This is a genomic window from Acidovorax sp. FG60 (assembly GCF_057808995.1).
Map to the genome: position 1 here is coordinate 183,436 of NZ_JBMDJC010000005.1, position 18,176 is coordinate 201,611.

The window sequence follows — 18,176 nt, forward strand, 5'->3', positions numbered from 1 at the left end:
GGTGTGTTCCTCTTTGTCGGCATTGTCGAGGGCGCACGGTGTGGGCAATGGCAGGTAAAACGGTGGGAAAGGGGCTCTTTTTGAACGCCTCTCACAGATGGCCACGCCGGTTTCTGTGCGCGTGCCATTGTGGCGGCCTGTCGGCGCCGTCACGCAAAACTTGAGGACGATGTCGTAACGAGTTGTGAACAATCCAGCGCGGAGTTCGCTGCGCTTTGCCTTGTGCGCAGCCTGTGAGACTGGCGCAGCCCCAGGCGCGGGCAGCCGAGCCAGGGCCGCCCTGCAGCGAGGGCTGCGTCCCCCTTCCCGAATGGCGCAGCCATTCGAGAGAAGGGGGAAGGTGCGCAGCGCCTCAGGGGGATGGACTCTAGAAGTCCACCAGACTCAACCCCACGCTGAATACGGTCCGCTTGCGGTTGTAGTCGATCATGCTGTCGCCGTAGCCACTGAACAGCTGCGTGTGCAGGCGCAGGTTGCTCTTGTTGCCAAACAGGCCCGTGCCCACGGTCTGCAGCCATTCCAGGCGGACCGAGCCCCGGTCGCTGCTCGACAACGAGTGGCGCAGCGTGGCGCCCACCGTGTTCTCCTTGTTGACGTTCCAGAATGCCGACAGCTCACCCCGCCCGATGTAGTCACTGATGCCGGGGTTGTCGTCGCTGCCCGAGCTTTCGGGGATGCGCTTCCAGATGCGCGCGTTCACGCTGACGCTGTTGCCCAGCTCCATGCCCGTCATCAGGTAGGCGCGGTTCCAGCTGCGCGACAGGGGCTTGCTCTGGCCGTTGGACTGGTGCACCAGTCCGATGCCGCTGTAGCGCCACTTCCAGCCAAACGGCAGTTGTGCCGTGGTGGGGTAGACATACATGACCTCGGGCTCGTGGTCGGTGGCGCGGAAGGGGCGCGAGATCTCGGGGGTGAACAGCTGCCAGTATGACTGCTGGGAGTAGCCGAACCACACCGAGTCCTTGAGCGTGGGATGTCCCTGGGTCAGCAGCCCTTGCGCAACCTTGGTACGCACCGACAGCTGGATGCGGTTCTCGGTGCGGCGGTAGGGCGTGGACTCGGTGGCCGAATGGTCGGCTGCATCCGACGTGGGCTGGCGGTTCACATTGCTTGACGCCACCACCGACACGGTGATGGGCCGGTAGCCCCGGAAGCTGAAGGTACCGCAGTCGCTGCCCGACTCCAGTTCCCAGAAGCGCGAGAGGTCGCTGTACTGCGGATCGCGGCAGCCCTCGGTGCGGGCCACGTCAATCACACGGGTGGCGGGTAGCGTGGTGTCCACCGGGGGCGGCACGTCTGTCGAGGCCGACGCCGTGGCGCCAGGCGCGTTCCAGCCTTGCTGGTCGGTGGCCCACTGGTCAAAGCAGGCCAGGCGCGCCTGATTGTCACTGGACAGGGCGGCGCAGCGGCGCCAGGCAGCGTCGCCGCTCGGGGTGGCCGAGCCGCCAGCAGGCGGGGTCTGCGCCAGCGCGGCGCCGGCAGGCGTCAGCGCAGCGGCCACCAGCAGGGCCAGCGTGCCACGCCGGTGGCCGCCGCTGCGGCGAGGTGAGGCTGGCGCGGCCGTCATTGCCAGCCCACCTGCTTGCGCAGCACAAAAGGAGCCGAGGGGGCCGAAGGGGTGGGGTTGGCGTTGTTCCATGTTCCGCGTATTTCCTTGCCGCAACTTCCATCGACCACCTGGCCTGTCCAGGTGGCGCTGATGTTCGTGCCATTGATCGATTCTTCCAGCGTCAGGTCGCCGCCATCGACGTCGCCGCTGACCTGCGCCGTGGCGCCATTTCTTTGCACGGTGCCACGCACGCTCTGTGCCAGCTCGGGATGCGGGCCCAGTTGCAGTGTGGCGGTGGCGCCAGGTGCATCCGGGGCTGCGCCCTGCAGTTGGGCCAGCCAGCGCCCTTGCAGGTGCTGGTGGTCCATGTCTGCCGCCGACGGGCATGCTGCCGTGGATTTTGGGTCATTTTGGCTACTGGCGCTTGTAGGATAAGCGCTGATAGCTATCAAAACAAAAGCAACTGCCAACAGCGGCGTGTGTCGGTGGATGTCGGGCGCCATGGGTGGAGTGCGTTATGGTGGGTGCCGTGGCTGCGGTGGGGCGCTCATTCCGGGGTGGCGGCTGCGGCTGCAGTGGCTGCGGTGGTGGCCTGGGCCTTGGCCGCAAATTCGGCGCGCAATGCCTTGAGCTTCTCGCGCGGATCTTCGCGGGCGGTGGTCTTGTCCAGGCCCATTTCGGCAATGAAGCGGCTGGGCTGCGCGGCCACCATCTCGCGGCCCTTCTTGCGCCGCTTGGTCCAGCTCACGGCCAGGGTGCGCTGGGCGCGGGTGATGCCCACGTACATCAGGCGGCGCTCTTCCTGCAGGCGCTGCAGCGTGTCGTCGCTCACCTTCTGCTGGCGGCCTTCGTCGTCGTCGAGCTTGAAGGGCAGCATGCCCTCGGTCACGCCCACCAGCACCACGTGGGGCCACTCCAGCCCCTTGCTGGCGTGCAGTGTGGAGAGCGTGACCATGTCCTGCTCCTGCTCGCGCTCGCTGATGGTGGACAGCAGTGCAATGGTCTGCGACACCTCCAGCAGGCTCTTGGTCTCCTTGGCCACCATGGCACCGGCCGTATCGTCGATCTGCCCGCCCGCGCGCTGGGCCATCCAGTCGCAGAACTCCATCACGTTGCTCCAGCGGGCGGCCGCCACTTTTTCGCTGTCTTCGTTGTCGTACAGGTGCTGCTCGTAACCAATTTCCTTGAGCCATTCGTTCAGAAAGGCGCGGGCCTCTTCGGCGCCATGGGTGCGGCGCGCGCTGTACTCCAGGTAGTTGATGTAGCGGCCAAATTCGTGCAGGCCGTCCATGGCACGCTTGGGCACCGCCGCTGGCAGCATGCCGTTGAACAGCGCGCCGAACATGCTCTGCTTGTGCTGCGTGGCAAACGCGCCCAGAGCCGCCAGCGTGGTGTGGCCGATGCCGCGCTTGGGCGTGGTGATGGCGCGCAGAAACGCCGGGTCGTCGTCGTTGTTGATCCACAGGCGAAACCAGGCGCACAGGTCCTTGATTTCGGCGCGGTCGAAAAAGCTGGTGCCGCCCGACACCTTGTACGGAATATTGGCCTTGCGCAGCGCCTTCTCGAACGGCTTGGCCTGGTGATTGGCGCGGTACAGGATGGCAAAACTCTTCCAGTCCGGTGGCGGGTTGCTGGCCGCACGCAGGCTCTGGATGCGGGCCACGGCGCGCTCGGCTTCGTGTTCTTCGCTGTCGGCGTCCACCACCCGCACGGGCTCGCCTTCGCCCAGTTCGCTGAACAGGGTTTTGGGGAACAGCTTCGGGTTGGGCCCGATTACGTTGTTGGCCGCACGCAGGATGGCGCTGGTGGAGCGGTAGTTCTGCTCCAGCTTGATGACCTTGAGGTGGGGGTAGTCCACCGGCAACTTCTTGAGGTTGTCCAGCGTCGCGCCGCGCCAGCCGTAGATGGACTGGTCGTCGTCGCCCACGGCGGTGAAGTGCCCCTTTTCGCCCACCAGCAGTTTGAGCAGCTCGTACTGCGTGGCGTTGGTGTCCTGGTACTCGTCCACCAGCACATGGCCCAGGGCCGCCTGCCACTTGGCACGCACCTCCGGGAAGTCGCGCAGCAGCCGCAGCGGCATGCCGATCAGGTCGTCAAAGTCCACGCTCTGGTAGGCCGCCAGGCGCTCTTCATACCGGGCCATCAGCGTGGCGATGATGCGTTCGTTGTCGTCCGCCGCCTGGGCCAGCGCCTGCTCGGAAGTCAGGCCCATGTTCTTCCACTTGCTGATGACCCACTGCCATTGGCGCGCGGTGGCCATGTCGGTGGTGCCGCCCGAGGCTTCTTTCAGAATGCCCGTCACGTCATCGGCGTCGAGGATGCTGAACTGGGGTTTGAGGCCCAGCACATGGCCGTCCTCGCGCACCATGCGCACGCCCAGGGCGTGGAAGGTGCACACCAGCACATCCTTGGCGCGCCGGCCGATCAGGCCCTTGGCGCGCTCGCGCATTTCGGCGGCAGCCTTGTTCGTGAAGGTGATGGCCGCAATGCGCTTGGGGTCCATGCCCTTTTCGATCATGTGGGCGATCTTCATGGTGATCACCCGCGTCTTGCCCGAGCCCGCCCCGGCCAGCACGAGGCAAGCCCCGTCGGTGTAGTGGACAGCCTGGAGCTGGGCGAGATTGAGACCGGCAGACATGGGAGGGAGGGCAGCAGAGCAGCGGGGAGCGGGACAGGGAGGGCGGGTGTGGGCGGCGCATGCCCAGGGGCGGGTGGTGGCGCGGCCGGGTCAGGCCGCGCAAGGGCGCAATGATACCGGCGCGGTCCGGCAGCCTGTCTAGCCCGTGCCCAGTCGGGGTGGCCCGCTTGTGCCGGGCGGGCGGCTGACAGGCCCCTGACGGGTGGGCGCCACCAGCACCTGGCGGGCCGGACGCTCCGGGAAACCCCGCTAGGGGCTTTGTTTTCACAATTTGATACTCGCAGGCCAGTGCATCTCTTGCCGGGATGCTGGTGTAGAGAACCGAGCCCCGCCATGAACCCCACTGACCAGCCCTCCACCGCTCAGACCGCCGCACCGGGCATCCCGGACGCACGCCGCCGCTGTGTGCACCTTCGCGCATGGAGCGCTGTGGTGGCATCCGGTGTACTGGCCTGCACGGCCCTGCTGCCGGCACAGGCCCAGATCGGCAGCACCGTGCCTGTGCGCGTGGGGGTCGTGGGGCCGTTCACCGGGCCATCGGCCGATTTTGGCGTGCCCATGCTCAACGGCATCAAGCTGGCGGTGGACGAAATCAATGCCGTGGGCGGCTATCTGGGCCGCCCGCTGGAACTGGTCATCAAGGACGACACGGCCGACCCCGACCAGGGGCGTAAGGTGTCGCAAGAGCTTCTCAATGAAAAAGTGGTCGCCACCATCGGCTTTTGCAACACCGGCGTGGCGCTCAAGGCCATCGACCTGTTCCAGGGCGCCGCCAGCCCCCTCATCGTGCCCTGCGCCACGGGCACTGCCGTGACGGCCAAATACCCCGCGCCCGACAGCTACATCTTCCGCGTGCAGGCGCGCGACGCGATCCAGGCGCCCTTCCTGGTGGACGACATCGTCAAGCGCGGCTGGGACAAGGTCGCCATCTTTGCCGACAAGACCGGCTATGGCGAAGGCGGCTACAACGACGTGGTGGCCGCGCTGGCGGCCAAGAACCTCAAGCCCGTGCATGTGGCGCGTTTTGACCTGGGGGTGAAGGACCTCACGGCCGAGCTGACCGCCGCGCGCAACGCGGGCGCCAACGTGGTCTACAGCTACACCGTGGGGCCGGAAAACGCCACCATCGCCAACGGCAAGAAGGCCCTGGGCTGGAAGGTGCCGCAGGTGGGGCCGTGGCCACTGTCCTTCCCCTTCTTCCTCGAAGGCGCCAAGGACGCGGCCGAGGGCGCGCTCATGGTGCAGACCTTCATCGCCGAGCCCAGCAACGAGCGCCGTGCATCGTTCCTGTCGAGCTATACCCGCAAGTACCACGGCAAGGTGGCTGTGCCCATGGCAGCGGCCAACGCCTACGACGCCACCTACCTGCTGATGTATTCCTTCCTCGGCATCCGCGACGGCAACCTCACCGGCAAGGCCATCAAGGAGTCGCTGGAGGGCAAGATGAAGACCTACTACGGCGTGGTCACCACCTACGACAAGCCCTTCAGCGTGCAGGACAAGGACGCGATCACGCGCAACATGCTGGTCATGGGCATGGTCAAGAACGGCGCCATCACCTTTGCCTACCCCGAAGACGCCAAGCGCAACCTGATCATCCAGCGCAAGCAGTGAAGTGGATGCGCCTTCAACCGCAACGCTGGCTGGAGATCCTTGCCGTGCATTCGCCATGGGTGATGGCCCCCACCTGACTTTGCGCTGACCACACCGGGCGCCGCAGACCCCGGCCGCAGGCGCAGCAAGGACAATGGGACCGTGCTCTCCGTCCTTCTCATCACCTTCCCCTTCTTTGCGCTGGTGCTCTGCGGCTATCTCGCCGCCCGGCGCGGAGTGCTTCCCCAGCCGGCCATCCCGGGGCTCAACGCCTTCGTGCTGTACTTTGCACTGCCCTGCATGCTGTACCGCTTTGGCGCGAGCACACCCATCGCCCAGCTGCTGGACCCGGCCGTGGCGGGCGTGTATGTGCTCTGTGCGCTGGTGATGGTGGGAGCCACGGTGGCGCTCACGCGCAAGGCGCACATCGGCTGGAACGACGCAGCCTTTGGTGCGCTGGTGGCCGCTTTTCCCAACACCGGCTTCATGGGCGTGCCGCTGCTGGTCGCACTGCTGGGGGCGCAAAGCGCGGGCCCTGCCATCGTCACCATCGTGGTGGACATGGTCATCACCAGCTCGCTGTGTATTGCGCTCTCGCGCCTGGATGGTGCGGGCACCCACGGCGTGGGGGTGGCGCTGAAGAACGCCTTCAAGGGCATGGCGACCAATCCCATGCCCTGGTCGATCGCGCTGGGCGCACTGGCCTCGGCCCTGCAGTTCAAGCTGCCCGGCCCGGTGGACAAGACCATCGCCATGCTGGCCGACGCGGCCTCGCCTGTGGCGCTGTTCACCATCGGTGCCGTGCTGGCGCGTTCGCAGATGAACCAGCACGAGCAGGTGCCCGCGCGCGACTATGTGCCGGTGGCGCTGGCCAAGCTCCTGGTGCACCCGCTGCTGGTGTGGGGCGTGGGCACGGCGGGCATGGCGATGGAGGTGCCGCTCACGCCCTTTGCGCTGACGGTGCTGGTGCTGCTGGCCGCGCTGCCCAGCGCCAGCAACGTCTCGCTGCTGGCCGAAAAGTTCGGCGCCAACAATGGGCGTGTGGCGCGGATCATTCTGGTGTCCACGGCGCTGGCGTTTCTGAGCTTTTCAGCAGCGGTGGCGCTGCTGACCTGATTGCTATATTTATGATAGCTATTGGCGCTTTTCCATAAAGCGCTGGCGGCCCAAAATGCTTGAATTTTTGGCGCTGCCTTCTACCCGCGCCGCGTTCCCGGGCCGCGCCGCATCCAGGCGCCGGTCGCCAGCAGCCCCAGGCAAAGCACCACCAGCGCCCAGGGCGAGTTGACGGGGATGTTGCTGGAGGCCACTTCTTCGAGCACCAGGTCGTCGTGGTAGCCCGCCGCGTCGAAGGTGAAGAAGCTGCCGGTTTTGAGTGCGATGGTCACCTGGCTGGAGGTCGCCGTAAAGGTGCCGTCAAAGGGCTCCCACTGGAACTGGAAGACGCCGTTGAGCGCGAGGTTCGACACGTCGCGCCGGGCAATCAGCGTGTCCAGCGGGCCCGGCGCCGCGTCGATGGTGGCTGCGCCCACAGCGCCGTCGTAGGCCACCACCTCCCACCAGGTGGCGTTGCCGCCGGCATTGCCCGTGACGCCCCCCGACCAGGCGCCGCGCAGCCGGTACACCCGCCCGGGCGTGACCGCCACGGTCTGGAACAGGCCCCCGTGTGCATTGCCCGCGCCACTGCCTTTTTTCTGCGCGTGGGACGTTCCGGCGCCTCCGAACGGGCACTGGGTGGGCACCCAGATATCGCAGTCGTTGCTGTGTATCCAGGTGCCGTCCCAGAAGCCCGGCGGCGCCGTCCAGGTACTCCAGCCAGCCAGGCCGGCCTCGAAGTTGCCGTTGGTGAGCAGGTTCTGGGCACGCACGGCGGTTCCCCCCGCCAGGAGGAGCAGCAAGATCAGGGCACGAACAATGGCTGTCATTGGTAGGGCTTTCTGAAAGTCGAGGGGGAGCAGGGGGACGGTGCGCGGGGCGCCATGCCCGCCAATACCGAGCTGCAAAGAGGCGCAGTATCTGGGCCGATCCCCCCGGATGCAAGTTTTATCGGGCAGGCGGGCAGCGCAAGCTGGGCCGACCGGGCGGCCTTGCCAGGCCGGTGTGCCTCACGCCGACGGGTTGCAGGTCACGCCACGTTTTGTGCATTTCGTCGCAAATGTCTCGCGGGGCCTGGGCGGGCTGGCACAGTGCGGGTCGGTCTGGGCGTGTCCCAGCTTGACCCCCCCACAGAAAGCCCCTTCATGAAAAAACTGATTCTCTTCCTGGCCGCGCTGACCACCCTGGCTGCACACGCTGCCGACCTGCGCATTGAAGTCACCGTGCCTGCGCAAAAGCAGGGCGCCGTGCTGGCCGCACTGTTTGACAACAGCGAGGGCTTCCCGCGCGGCAAGCCGCTGCAGGTGGCCACGGCCCAGCCGGGCGATGGGAAGGCTGTGGTGCAGTTTGTGGGCCTGCCCGAAGGTGACTACGCCGTTTCGGTGTTTCTGGACGAGAACGCCAACATGAAACTCGACGCCAATGTGTTTGGCGTGCCGACCGAGTTATACGGCTTCAGCCGCAATGCGCGCAGCGCGCTGGGCCCACCGCAGTTCGCCGACGCGGCCTTCCGCGTGGGTGCCGATGTCAGCCCCCAGGCCATCGAACTCAAGTAAGCCAGCCAGGAGCCCGCGATGACCCACCCCCATCCACCGCGCCGCGCTGTTCTGGCAGCCCTGGGCTCCAGCCTGCTGCCCACGCTGAGCCACAGCGCCGATGCGCCCCATGCCTGGCGCAGCAGTTACACCCCCTACAACGGGCCTTTGAAGGCGCCGCTCGCCAGTGGCCCGCTGCCCGTGAGGGGGCGCTGGCCCGCTGCCCTGCAGGGCACGCTGTACCGCATTGGCCCGGCCCGGCGCGAGCTCGGCGGCGTGGCCATGAACCACTGGTTTGATGGCGACGGAATGCTGCAGGCGTTTCGTTTTGAGGGCGGCAACCTATCAACGGCCACGTCGCCCCGGATTTCGCACCGAGGCGCCCTGCTGGCCACCCCCAAGCTCACAGCCGAAGAGGCCGCCGGTCGGCTGCTGTACTCGGGTTTTGCCACCACGCTGCCCAACTCGCCCCCGCTCAGCGGGCCGGACGACGTCAACCCTGCCAACATCAATCTGCTGGCCCTGCCCGCGCGCAAGGAGCTTTTTGCGCTGTGGGAAGCGGGTTCGGCCCTGGCGGTGGACCCGGTTACGCTGCAGGCCCAGGGGTTCAAGGCCTGGTCGCCCGAGACGCGGGGCGCTCCCTTCTCGGCCCATCCGCGTGTGGCGCCGGATGGCACGGTGTGGAATTTTGGCTATGTCCCGGGCTCGGGGAAGCTGCTGGTGTACGACATTGCACCGACTGGGCAGTTGCGCCGCCAGCATGTCCTGACCACGGAACAAGCAGACATGGTGCACGACTTCGCCATCACTGAGCGGCACTTGGTGTTCCTGCTCATGCCGCTGAAGTTCAACGGACAGCCCGGTGCCGGCAGCCCGCTGCCGCACTACCGCTGGGAAGACAAGGCGCCGCTGGTGGTGTTGCTCGTGGGCAAGGCGGACTTCAAGGTCCAGCGCTTTGAGTTGCCCGCCACCGGCCTGTTCCACCTGGCCAATGCCTGGGAAGAGGGTGGCACGGTGCAGGTGCGGTTTGTGGCGCAACCCGACATCCTGACCGCGTTGCGCCATCTGAACGTCGATGCCCCCCGCAGCACCTCGGTAGCGGCTGCGACGCAGTGGGCGCACATCACGCTCAACCCGTCCACCGGCCAGGCGCGGCTGGAGACACCGGGGCTTGCCCACGTGGAGTACCCGCGCATCCACCCGGCTCGCAACGGGCTGCCCACGCGCTTCACCACCTTGCTGGCGCGCAGCCCGGGCATGGACGCGCAAGTGCAGGGCTTTGACACGGTGCTCACGCTGCAGGGCGACAAAAAACCGCAGCGCCATCGGTACGGCGCGGGCTGGATTGCAGAGGAGCATGTTTACATCCCCGCCAGCACCACCGCGCCCGAGGGCCGGGGCTGGGTGCTGGGCACCGCCTACCACTGGCCGACGGAGCGCACGACGCTGTCCGTGTTCGACGCCCAGGCGGTGAATGCCGGGCCGGTGGCCAGCGTCACGCTGCCCTATGGCCTGCCGCTGGGGCTGCACGGGCAGTTTGTGGCTGCTGGAGCTTGATCAAGGTGCTGGCTCTTGGCCAGCCCGGTGGCTGGCGCCAGTGATCAGGACTGGGCAGGCGGTCACGGTCTGCGCATGGCAATAACTTGCTTGCCGATTCAGTAATCCCTTGTAACACTTTCTGTTTTACGCAAAAAAGGGATTCAAGAATGAAGCAAGTGATGTTGGGTGCGCGGGCTAGTGTCGTCGCGATGGTGGGATTGCTCGTGGCGCAGGGCGCAGCCGCGCAATCCATGGGTAGCGTGTCCTACGCGCCCCTGGCGGCCTCGAACGTGCCCACGGTGTCTGAATGGGGGCTGATCGGAATGGCGGTTTTGGTGGCCCTGGCGGCCTATCACGCGATGCGCGCCCAGGGCGGCCGTGCGCTGAAGGCCTGGACAACGGGTCTCCTGGTTTGCGGAGTGCTCTCAGCGAGCCTTTGGAATCACCCCGCCATTGCGACCCCCGCGCCGGTGGAGATCGCCTTTGACCAGGCCACAGGCGGCGTGGCCAACATTCCCCACAGCACCGAACTCTTCTTCGGGGATTTCTTTCATATCTATACCGCCCAGAACCTGACGGACCGCGCGCAGCGGGTGACCGGCGTCAGCGTCATGTCCGGACTGGTTGTGCTTCCTCCCACGGGCTTCACGCCGGAATGCACCGTGGGCTTGGTGCTGCAGCCCAACGAAGTCTGTTACATCAAGGTCTACAACGACAATCTGCCCGGTTGACCGGCGTCATATCGCGAGCGGGTCCACATCCACCAGCCACCGTATCAGCCCCTTGTGCTCGGGCTGACTGCGGGTGGTTTGCAGCACTGGCTGCCACGCGGCCAGAAAGCGCTGCAGGGTGGCGCGGCTGCTGCTTTCCATGAGCATCTGGGCGCGTTCCACATTGGCCACACGCTGGATGGTCAGCGGCACGGGCGGGAACAGGATGACCGTCCCATCGGGCAGCCCTGGCAGCTGCGCGGCGTGGGCGGCGGCGGTGGCTGCTGACAGAAAACCCTGCGCCACCTCCTGCGTGCGGGCATCGGCCCGCACCAGCGCCTGGTACGAGAACGGCGGCATGGCGGCCTCCTCGCGCTCCTTGAGCTGCTGGGCGGCAAAAGCCTCGTAGTCGTGCGTGCGCAGCGCTTCGAACACGGCATGTTTGGGGTGAAAACTCTGCACCCACATCTCGGGCTGCGTGCCATGCACCGCTTGCGCGGCCATGTAGGCTGCATCGCGCCCAGCCCGGCCTGCGGCCTGCATGAGCAGCGCAAACAGCCGCTCGGCCGCGCGGAAGTCGCTGCTGAACAGCGCGCCATCGGGCTGCACCGCGGCCACCAGCGTGATGCGCCGGAAGTCGTGCCCCTTGGCGATCATCTGCGTGCCCACCAGCACATCCACCTCACCAGAATGCACCTGCGCCAGCTGCGCCTCCAGCGCACCCTTGGCCTTGGTGGTGTCGGCGTCGATGCGGGCGATGCGGGCCGGCGTGCGGTCGGGCCGCAGCACTTCGGACAGCAGGGCGCCCAGTTGCTCTTCGAGCTGCTCGGTGCCCCGGCCCATGGGGTGGATGTCGGGGCTGCCACAGGTGGGGCAGTGGTAGGGCACGCGCACGGTGTAGCCGCAGTGGTGGCAGCGCAGGGTGCGGTCGGTCTTGTGGAAGACCTGGTGCGCGCTGCAGTGCGGGCAGTCGCTTTTCCAGCCGCAGTCCACGCAGTGCAGCACGGGAGCGTAGCCCCGGCGGTTCAGCAGCACCATGCTTTGTTCGCCGCGCGCCACGCGTTCGGTGATGGCCTGCAGCAGCGGCGCGCTGAACACCGTGCGCCGAGGCTGCTGGTTCATGTCCACCCGGCGCACACGCGCCAGGGCGCCGGCACCAATGCGGCTGGGCATGTGCAGCCGCACATAGCGGCCGCCTTCGGGGTCGTCGGCCGTAGGGGGGCGGCTGGCGTACCAGCTCTCCAGCGACGGTGTGGCCGAGCCCAGAATGACCTTGGCGCCCTGCTCGCGCCCACGCCAGATGGCCAGATCACGGGCCGAGTAGCGCGCGCCCTCTTGTTGCTTGTAGCTGGGGTCGTGTTCTTCATCGACCACGATGAGTTTCAGCCCCGGCAGGCTGGCAAACACCGCCATGCGCGTGCCCAGCACGATGCGTGCGCTGCCGCTGTGGGCGGCCAGCCAGCTCTTGAGGCGCTGTGGGTTCGTCATCCCGCTGTGCAGCGACACCACGGCACCGGGGCCGAAGCGCGGGGCAAAGCGGCCCACAAAGCGCTCTTCGAGCTGGGGGGTCAGGTTGATCTCGGGCACCATCACCAGGGCTTGCGCGGTGGGGTCGGCCTCCAGCATCTCCTGTACACAGCGCAAATACACCTCGGTCTTGCCGCTGCCCGTGCTGCCAAACAGCAGGAAAGGGCCTTTTTCAGCAGAAATTCGGGCCTTAGAGCTCTCCTGTTCTGGGGTAAGTGCTATGTTTTCAATAGCATTTGAAGCGTCGCCCCCTGCCTTGGCCGGGCGGCGCAGGCGGCGGGCGAGTTGTTCGGGGCGCAGGTCGCGCAGCTGGGGCGGCAAGGCGGCCGTAGCGACTTCGCCCAGGGCGCGCTGGTAGTAGCGCGCGGCGAATGCCACAAGGCGGCGCCAAGGCAGGTCCAGCGGCGCCACACCGTCGAGCACACCGGCAATCGGCCGCAGCGTGGCGCCGTCAGGCAACTCGCCGGTGGCCTCGTCGGTATCCCACACCACACCCAGTACCTCGCGGGTGCCCAGTGGCACGCGCACCAGCGTGCCGGGCGCGAGCGGGTGCTCACTGGCGTAACTCAGCAGATCGCCCACGCCGCTGTGTGACGGGGTGTGCAGGGCAACCTGGACGATGGTGGAGGGAGTAGGCACAGCAGAGGGCGGGTTACAGCAGCTTGTGGAGGTCGCGTGGAGGTTTAGGTGCTAAGTGCTTGATTTGATGAGGGGGCCCAAGTAATCCCGACTTTCTGTGGATAACTTTGTTGACATCCTGTCCGGACACCCTGCCAGCCCGCATGAATGCTGGCTGCGAACAGATTGCCCGGAAATGCGGCACACCAAAAAAATCGTTATGAATCAAGCATCTGAAGAAATTTCCCACGAATTTTTGTGCTAAGCCGTTGTGACGGAGGTATGTTGCGCCGCATCACGGTTGGTGTGCATAAGTCGGACACGAGGGCTTCGTCAAGAGGACAGATGGCCCCCTTTTCGTGCTAGCGGTGGGGTGTCATGTTCACGCATTTCTTCGATATGGCCTGCAAGTGCTTGATTTCACAGGGTATTTGTAAGAAATCCAAAATTTCTGTGGATAACTTTGTTGATATCCCTTGGGTTTGGCCTGCAAGCCCTTGAAAATCCGTGCTTTGGCTGGATTGCCTGTCAAAAAAGCAGGGGATTTAAATCCATATAAATCAATGACTTAGCGGTTGTGCAAAGTTTTTTTACAAGTTGCCACCTGCAGTGGCTCGGGGCCGGTGGATGCTCCAATTTTGTGCATAAGTTCGCCTTGGAAGCGGGCTCGCCGGCACCTGAAGATCTTGAACAGGTTCTAAGGATTGTCGCAGGGCCTGCCGGGGCACTGTGCGGTGGGGCTGGTGTCGTCACAGGTACCCGGTGATGGCGGCCGATGTCGCTTTGCTTCAAGACGGCGTGGGCCCGCGTGGCGACGATGCGGCCATGGCTAACAACTCTTCTCCTTCCCTTGCAATAGCTCCCTCCATGGAGCGCGATGGTTTTGTGCTTGCCCGGCTGGACGATGTGGTGCAGGCCGCACGCGCCGACAGCCTGTGGTTCATGACCTTTGGCCTGGCCTGCTGTGCCGTCGAGATGATGCACGCCGCCATGGCGCGCTACGACCTGGACCAGTTCGGCATCATTCCGCGCTCCAGCCCACGCCATAGCGACCTGATGATCGTGGCCGGCACGCTGACGAACAAGATGGCGCCCGCCATCCGCAAGGTGTATGACCAGATGCCCGAGCCGCGCTATGTGGTCTCGATGGGGTCGTGCGCCAACGGCGGCGGGTACTACCACTACAGCTATTCGGTGGTGCGCGGCTGCGACCGCATCGTGCCGGTGGATGTCTATGTGCCCGGTTGCCCGCCCACGGCCGAGGCGCTGCTCTACGGCATCCTGCAGTTGCAGGCCAAGGTCAAGCGCCCCCGTGTGATCCAGCGGTAAAGCGGTCGCAAAGCGCGGCGGCCCCTTCAACTGCGCCGCAGCAGCCAGTCGGCATCGTCACCCGGCTGCTGGGTGTGGGCCTTGAGTGCAGCAGGAGGGCGTTCGAAAAGGCTGCGTGCCTCGCGGCTGAAGTGTGCCTGGTCGGCGTAGCCATGGCGCAGCGCTGCATCCAGCGCACCCGCATCGCCGTCGCGCATGGTCAGCAGGGCGTGTTCGGCCCGCAGCATGCGCTCGATCTCGCCAGGCCGCAGGCCTACCAGTTGCCGTGTGCGGCGCTGCAGATGCCGGGGCGTCCAGCCGAGCGTGGTGGCCAGGGCCTGGCGTGCGCCGCGCTGCCAGTCCTGCTGCAACACCTGCAGCCAGGCGGCGTGCCGGTCTGCCACGGCGCCCCAGCGCGGGGTGAGGAAGGCCACACACAGCGCCTTGCGCGCACCATGGTCGGGCGCCGCGTGGACGGCTGCCAGGAATGGGTGCCACTCCTCGGGCAACCAGGTCACCGCGTCCGTGATGCGGTCGGTCAGCGGCGCCAGGTCCTGCCCGGTCAGCAGCCCCAGCGCGCCGGGCTGGAACGCCAGGCAGAACGAATCGCCATCGCGGGAAGAGACCGAGTGGTAAGGATGGCGGTGGGCGCCCGAGAGCGTGATGGCCGGCAGGGCCGCTGCCGTGGCCGTACCCGCACACTCCACAAGCTGGGCCGTGCCCCGCGTGAGCCAGATGATGCCGGGGTAGGGGCTGGGCGGCACGCGCGTGTCCGCCAGGGTGTGGGGCGGCTGGCGGCCCAGGTCGCGCCAGAAAAAGGCGCGCACGCAGTCCGCGAGCGCGCCGGGTGGGGCTTGCAGGGCCGAGGCGGGCAGCGCCTGCGGGCCGGTGGGTGGCTCCGCTGGCGGCGGTACGGGCTGTTCCATTGCCATCACCTGGTCCCTGCCGGGTGCGCCGCGCGGTCTGGAGCCCTCGCCCGGGGGATCAGCCCTGGCGCTGCGCGCGCGAGTGGCTGTGCACCGCCTCTACCAGCGCCGCCACATGCTCGGGTGGGGTGAACTGGCTGATGCCGTGGCCCAGGTTGAAGATGTGGGTGGGGCCGGTGGTGTTGCGGTCGGTGTGGGGTTTGCCGAAGCTGTCGAGCACTTTGTGCACCTGTTGCACGATCTGCGCGGGCGGCGCAAACAGCACGTTGGGGTCGATGTTGCCCTGCAGCGCCTTGCCCGGGCCTCCTGGCTGGCCGCCCACGATGGCGCGGGCCTTGCCCAGGTTGGCCGTCCAGTCCAGGCCCAGCACCTCGCAGTCGATGTCCTTCATGTCTTCCAGCCAGATGCCGCCGCCCTTGGTGAAGACGATGCGCGGCACGTCGGTGCCGTCCACGCCGGTGCGCTTCAATTGCGCCAGCACGCGCGTGGTGTAGGCCAGGCTGAACTCCTGGAACGCGCCGTCGGCCAGCACGCCGCCCCAGCTGTCAAAAATCATCACGGCCTGGGCTCCGGCGTCGATCTGGGCGTTCAGGTACGCGGCCACGCTGTCGGCGTTGATGGCCAGGATGCGGTGCATCAGGTCGGAGCGGCTGTACATCAGGCTCTTGACGAGGCGGTAGTCATCGCTGCCCTTGCCTTCGACCATGTAACAGGCTAGTGTCCAGGGGCTGCCCGAAAAACCGATCAACGGCACGCGGCCGTTCAGGGCCTTGCGGATGCTGGTGACCGCGTCGAACACGTAGCGCAGCTTGTCCATGTCGGGCACGGCCAGCTCGGCCACGGCGGCTTCGTCGCGCACCACTTTGGCAAAGCGCGGGCCTTCGCCCTCGGCAAACGACAGGCCCAGGCCCATGGCGTCAGGCACGGTGAGGATGTCGCTGAACAGGATGGCCGCATCGAGCGGAAAACGCTCCAGCGGCTGCAGGGTCACTTCAGTGGCGTAGTCCACATTGGTGGCCAGGCCCATGAAGCTGCCGGCCTGGGCGCGCGTGGCCTTGTACTCCGGCAGATAGCGCCCCGCCTGGCGCATGAGCCACAGGGGCGTGTAGTCGGTGGCCTGGCGGCGGCAGGCACGCAGGAAGGTGTCGTTGGCAAGGGGGGCGAAGGTCATCCTGCGATTGTCGCAGGCCGACCGCCGGCCTCGGCACCCGGCCTGGCGGCAGAAATTGATGCGCATCAAGCCAGGGCGCACGCGGAACCGGCTTCGCCGGTCCAGGCGTGGCGTCCCCCTCCCGTGGGAACCGGCGCAGCCACTCAGGGGGGGGCTTCACCGTTCTGCGATGTAGTGCGACATGCGGACGGTTTCGCCGGGCGCCAAAAACGCCCGCACTTCGGTTTCCAGCGCCTGGTCGGCCATGGTGGCGCGTGCGCGCTGGTGCAGGTAGTCCGCCCAGGATTCAACGATGAAGCGTTCCACGTACCGCGAGGGTTCACCCAGGTCCTTGTACACCCGCCAGAATGTGGCGCCGTCGCGCCTGCGCGGGGCCTTCATGCGGCTGATGGTGTCCAGGAAGGCGGCGTCGGTGCCGGGGGCGATGCGGTAGCCCACCTCCACGGCCACGGGGCCGGCCTCGGGCAGGGGCTCGGCCTCGATGAAGAGTTCATCCCACGGTGTGGCCTGCGTCACTTCGTGCAGCCCACCCATGCGCAGCGGCATGGGGCGTGCCAGCAGCAGCCCCACACCCATGAGCGCAGCGGCCACGTACAGCGTGGGAGCCAGGCCCACGATGTCGGATGCGGCGCCCCAGAATGCCGAGCCCATGGCAAACGCGCCCAGCGCGGCCACCATGTGCATGGCCACGGCGCGGGATCGCACCCACTGTGGGGCACTGGCCTGCGTGGCGGTGTTGAAGGTGGACATCGCCGACATCCACGCCGCGCCCGCAAACAGCATGGCGATGTAAACCACCCACGCCACCTTGGTCAGCGCTGCCACCAGCATGGCGGCAGCAAAAACCACGCCGCCCACGCCCACGATGACCTCCATGCCAAAGCGCGCGCGCAGCCGCCCCAGCACCAGGCCCACGGCCACGGCACCCGTACCCAGGCAACCCATCAGCAGCCCGAAGCCCTGCGCACCGGTGCCCAGCTGGCGCTGCGCAATCACCGGCAGCAGCGCCCAAAGGGCCGAGCCTGCCGCGCTGAACGCCATCACGCGCACCAGCTGCGCCAGGATGATGCGTGAGTGCCAGGCAAAACGCAGGCCACTGAGCGTGCCGCCCCACAGGCGCTCGGCGGGCAGCTTGGACGGCGGGTGTGCCTTGGGCGGCCAGCGGCGGATGGACTCCCACATCACCAGCGTTGTGGTCACCGTGACGGCAAACACCCAGCCCGCACCCAGCTGCGCAAACACCAGCCCGGCCAGCGTGGGCCCCACGGCGCGTGCGGCGTTGTAGGCGATGCTCACGGCGGTGATGGCCTGGGGCCACTCGTCGCGCGGAACCGGGTCGATGACGGATGAGTTCCACGCAGGCGTCAGCACCGCCGTGCAGCAGCCACACACAAACACCAGAAACAGCACCGACGCAGGCCCGCCCCAGCCGCCCAGCACCAGCAGCGTGAGCAGTGCACAGGCGCCCACCTGTGCCATCAGCGCGCCCGATATCAGCCTGCGCCGGTCGGTGGTGTCGGCAAGTACACCGGCAGGCAGGGCCAGCAAAAACATGGGCAAAAACACGGCCGTCTGTACCAGCGCCGCCAGGAACGACGAGCCCGTCAGCTCCACCATGAGCCACGCAGCGGCCATGGTCTGCATGCCGCTGCCCACAAAAAAGATGCCACCGCAGATCCACAGGCCTCGGAAAGCGGGTTGGCGCAGGGGGCTCCACAAAGAGGTCGGGGGTGATGACATGGCGTGTGGGCAAAGAAAAAGGCGGACCAGAAGGAATGCACTGGAGCAGCCACGCCCACCGCTGCGACCTTTGCCAACGCGTCCCGCCGTTGGGTGCGGCCCTGTGCAGTCAATCCCCAAAACGGGGGATGACGCTGAGGCGGGGCGTTTGTTAGTATTTGTGCGTGTTGTAGCTATTTGTATAGAGCCGTGGCAAGCCTAGGTCAATTCACCGACGGAGGAGAGGG

General features: G+C 66.6%; 14 protein-coding genes. 6 read left to right on the forward strand and 8 right to left on the reverse strand.

Annotation, left to right across the window (positions count from 1 at the left end; genetic code table 11):
* Positions 1-367: 367 nt before the first annotated feature.
* The 3 genes from ACODS0_RS09895 to ACODS0_RS09905 form a co-directional block, all read right to left on the reverse strand.
* On the reverse strand, positions 368-1,567 hold the full coding sequence (locus tag ACODS0_RS09895; protein WP_202907095.1) for a phospholipase A: 1,200 nt from the start codon (positions 1,565-1,567) through the stop codon (positions 368-370).
* On the reverse strand, positions 1,564-1,917 hold the full coding sequence (locus ACODS0_RS09900) for a hypothetical protein (protein WP_228899049.1): 354 nt from the start codon (positions 1,915-1,917) through the stop codon (positions 1,564-1,566). The genes ACODS0_RS09895 and ACODS0_RS09900 overlap by 4 nt, the downstream gene beginning before the upstream one ends.
* A gap of 179 nt (positions 1,918-2,096) precedes the next feature.
* Positions 2,097-4,187: an ATP-dependent helicase gene (locus ACODS0_RS09905; protein ID WP_488834624.1), complete on the reverse strand. Its 2,091-nt coding sequence runs from the start codon at positions 4,185-4,187 to the stop codon at positions 2,097-2,099.
* 333 nt (positions 4,188-4,520) lie between these two features.
* Here ACODS0_RS09905 and ACODS0_RS09910 point away from each other — a divergent pair, with 333 nt between their 5' ends.
* Together ACODS0_RS09910 and ACODS0_RS09915 are read left to right on the forward strand one after the other, a co-directional pair.
* Complete coding sequence (locus ACODS0_RS09910) at positions 4,521-5,801, forward strand: ABC transporter substrate-binding protein (protein ID WP_156358549.1); 1,281 nt, start codon at positions 4,521-4,523, stop codon at positions 5,799-5,801.
* Positions 5,802-5,942: 141 nt separating this feature from the next.
* Positions 5,943-6,896, forward strand: coding sequence for an AEC family transporter (locus tag ACODS0_RS09915; protein ID WP_488834626.1), 954 nt, complete (start codon positions 5,943-5,945; stop codon positions 6,894-6,896).
* Positions 6,897-6,976: 80 nt separating this feature from the next.
* On the opposite strand, the gene ACODS0_RS09920 is transcribed toward ACODS0_RS09915, so the two are convergent.
* Positions 6,977-7,705, reverse strand: a complete 729-nt coding sequence (locus ACODS0_RS09920; RefSeq protein ID WP_218301530.1) for a hypothetical protein — start codon at positions 7,703-7,705, stop codon at positions 6,977-6,979.
* A 315-nt stretch (positions 7,706-8,020) separates the two neighbouring features.
* On the opposite strand from ACODS0_RS09920, the gene ACODS0_RS09925 reads away from it, so the two are divergent.
* The 3 genes from ACODS0_RS09925 to ACODS0_RS09935 all read left to right on the forward strand — a co-directional run bounded on the left by ACODS0_RS09925 (position 8,021) and on the right by ACODS0_RS09935 (position 10,680).
* A complete protein-coding gene (locus tag ACODS0_RS09925; protein WP_055398954.1) occupies positions 8,021-8,431 on the forward strand; it encodes a DUF2141 domain-containing protein in 411 nt (136 codons plus the stop codon).
* A gap of 18 nt (positions 8,432-8,449) precedes the next feature.
* Entirely contained in the window at positions 8,450-9,967 is a 1,518-nt protein-coding gene (locus ACODS0_RS09930; protein ID WP_488834629.1) for a carotenoid oxygenase family protein, read from the forward strand.
* A 149-nt stretch (positions 9,968-10,116) separates the two neighbouring features.
* Positions 10,117-10,680, forward strand: a complete 564-nt coding sequence (locus tag ACODS0_RS09935; protein ID WP_488834630.1) for a midcut-by-XrtH protein — start codon at positions 10,117-10,119, stop codon at positions 10,678-10,680.
* Between the two features lie 6 nt (positions 10,681-10,686).
* Here ACODS0_RS09935 and priA read toward each other — a convergent pair whose 3' ends face one another.
* Complete coding sequence (gene priA / locus ACODS0_RS09940) at positions 10,687-12,825, reverse strand: replication restart helicase PriA (RefSeq protein WP_488834632.1); 2,139 nt, start codon at positions 12,823-12,825, stop codon at positions 10,687-10,689.
* An 846-nt stretch (positions 12,826-13,671) separates the two neighbouring features.
* On the opposite strand from priA, the gene ACODS0_RS09945 reads away from it, so the two are divergent.
* Positions 13,672-14,133, forward strand: coding sequence for a NuoB/complex I 20 kDa subunit family protein (locus ACODS0_RS09945; RefSeq protein WP_488834756.1), 462 nt, complete (start codon positions 13,672-13,674; stop codon positions 14,131-14,133).
* Between the two features lie 26 nt (positions 14,134-14,159).
* Here the strand turns inward: ACODS0_RS09945 and ACODS0_RS09950 are convergent, their stop codons facing one another.
* From ACODS0_RS09950 to ACODS0_RS09960, 3 genes are all read right to left on the reverse strand, one after another.
* A complete protein-coding gene (locus ACODS0_RS09950) occupies positions 14,160-15,038 on the reverse strand; it encodes a helix-turn-helix domain-containing protein (protein WP_488834634.1) in 879 nt (292 codons plus the stop codon).
* A 58-nt stretch (positions 15,039-15,096) separates the two neighbouring features.
* Entirely contained in the window at positions 15,097-16,209 is a 1,113-nt protein-coding gene (gene hemE, locus ACODS0_RS09955) for a uroporphyrinogen decarboxylase (protein WP_488834636.1), read from the reverse strand.
* 156 nt (positions 16,210-16,365) lie between these two features.
* Positions 16,366-17,949, reverse strand: a complete 1,584-nt coding sequence (locus ACODS0_RS09960) for an MFS transporter (RefSeq protein ID WP_055398942.1) — start codon at positions 17,947-17,949, stop codon at positions 16,366-16,368.
* Between the last annotated feature and the right edge of the window lie 227 nt (positions 17,950-18,176).

What these genes read in the sequence shown, in the direction of transcription:
- ACODS0_RS09895 (WP_202907095.1), bottom strand. Translation starts at nt 1,567, where the DNA reads ATGACGGCCGCGCCAGCCTCACCTCGCCGCAGCGGCGGCCACCGGCGT.
- ACODS0_RS09900 (WP_228899049.1), bottom strand. Translation starts at nt 1,917, where the DNA reads ATGGACCACCAGCACCTGCAAGGGCGCTGGCTGGCCCAACTGCAGGGC.
- ACODS0_RS09905 (WP_488834624.1), bottom strand. Translation starts at nt 4,187, where the DNA reads ATGTCTGCCGGTCTCAATCTCGCCCAGCTCCAGGCTGTCCACTACACC.
- ACODS0_RS09910 (WP_156358549.1), top strand. Translation starts at nt 4,521, where the DNA reads ATGAACCCCACTGACCAGCCCTCCACCGCTCAGACCGCCGCACCGGGC.
- ACODS0_RS09920 (WP_218301530.1), bottom strand. Translation starts at nt 7,705, where the DNA reads ATGACAGCCATTGTTCGTGCCCTGATCTTGCTGCTCCTCCTGGCGGGG.
- ACODS0_RS09925 (WP_055398954.1), top strand. Translation starts at nt 8,021, where the DNA reads ATGAAAAAACTGATTCTCTTCCTGGCCGCGCTGACCACCCTGGCTGCA.
- ACODS0_RS09930 (WP_488834629.1), top strand. Translation starts at nt 8,450, where the DNA reads ATGACCCACCCCCATCCACCGCGCCGCGCTGTTCTGGCAGCCCTGGGC.
- ACODS0_RS09935 (WP_488834630.1), top strand. Translation starts at nt 10,117, where the DNA reads ATGAAGCAAGTGATGTTGGGTGCGCGGGCTAGTGTCGTCGCGATGGTG.
- ACODS0_RS09945 (WP_488834756.1), top strand. Translation starts at nt 13,672, where the DNA reads ATGGAGCGCGATGGTTTTGTGCTTGCCCGGCTGGACGATGTGGTGCAG.
- ACODS0_RS09950 (WP_488834634.1), bottom strand. Translation starts at nt 15,038, where the DNA reads ATGGAACAGCCCGTACCGCCGCCAGCGGAGCCACCCACCGGCCCGCAG.
- hemE (WP_488834636.1), bottom strand. Translation starts at nt 16,209, where the DNA reads ATGACCTTCGCCCCCCTTGCCAACGACACCTTCCTGCGTGCCTGCCGC.
- ACODS0_RS09960 (WP_055398942.1), bottom strand. Translation starts at nt 17,949, where the DNA reads ATGTCATCACCCCCGACCTCTTTGTGGAGCCCCCTGCGCCAACCCGCT.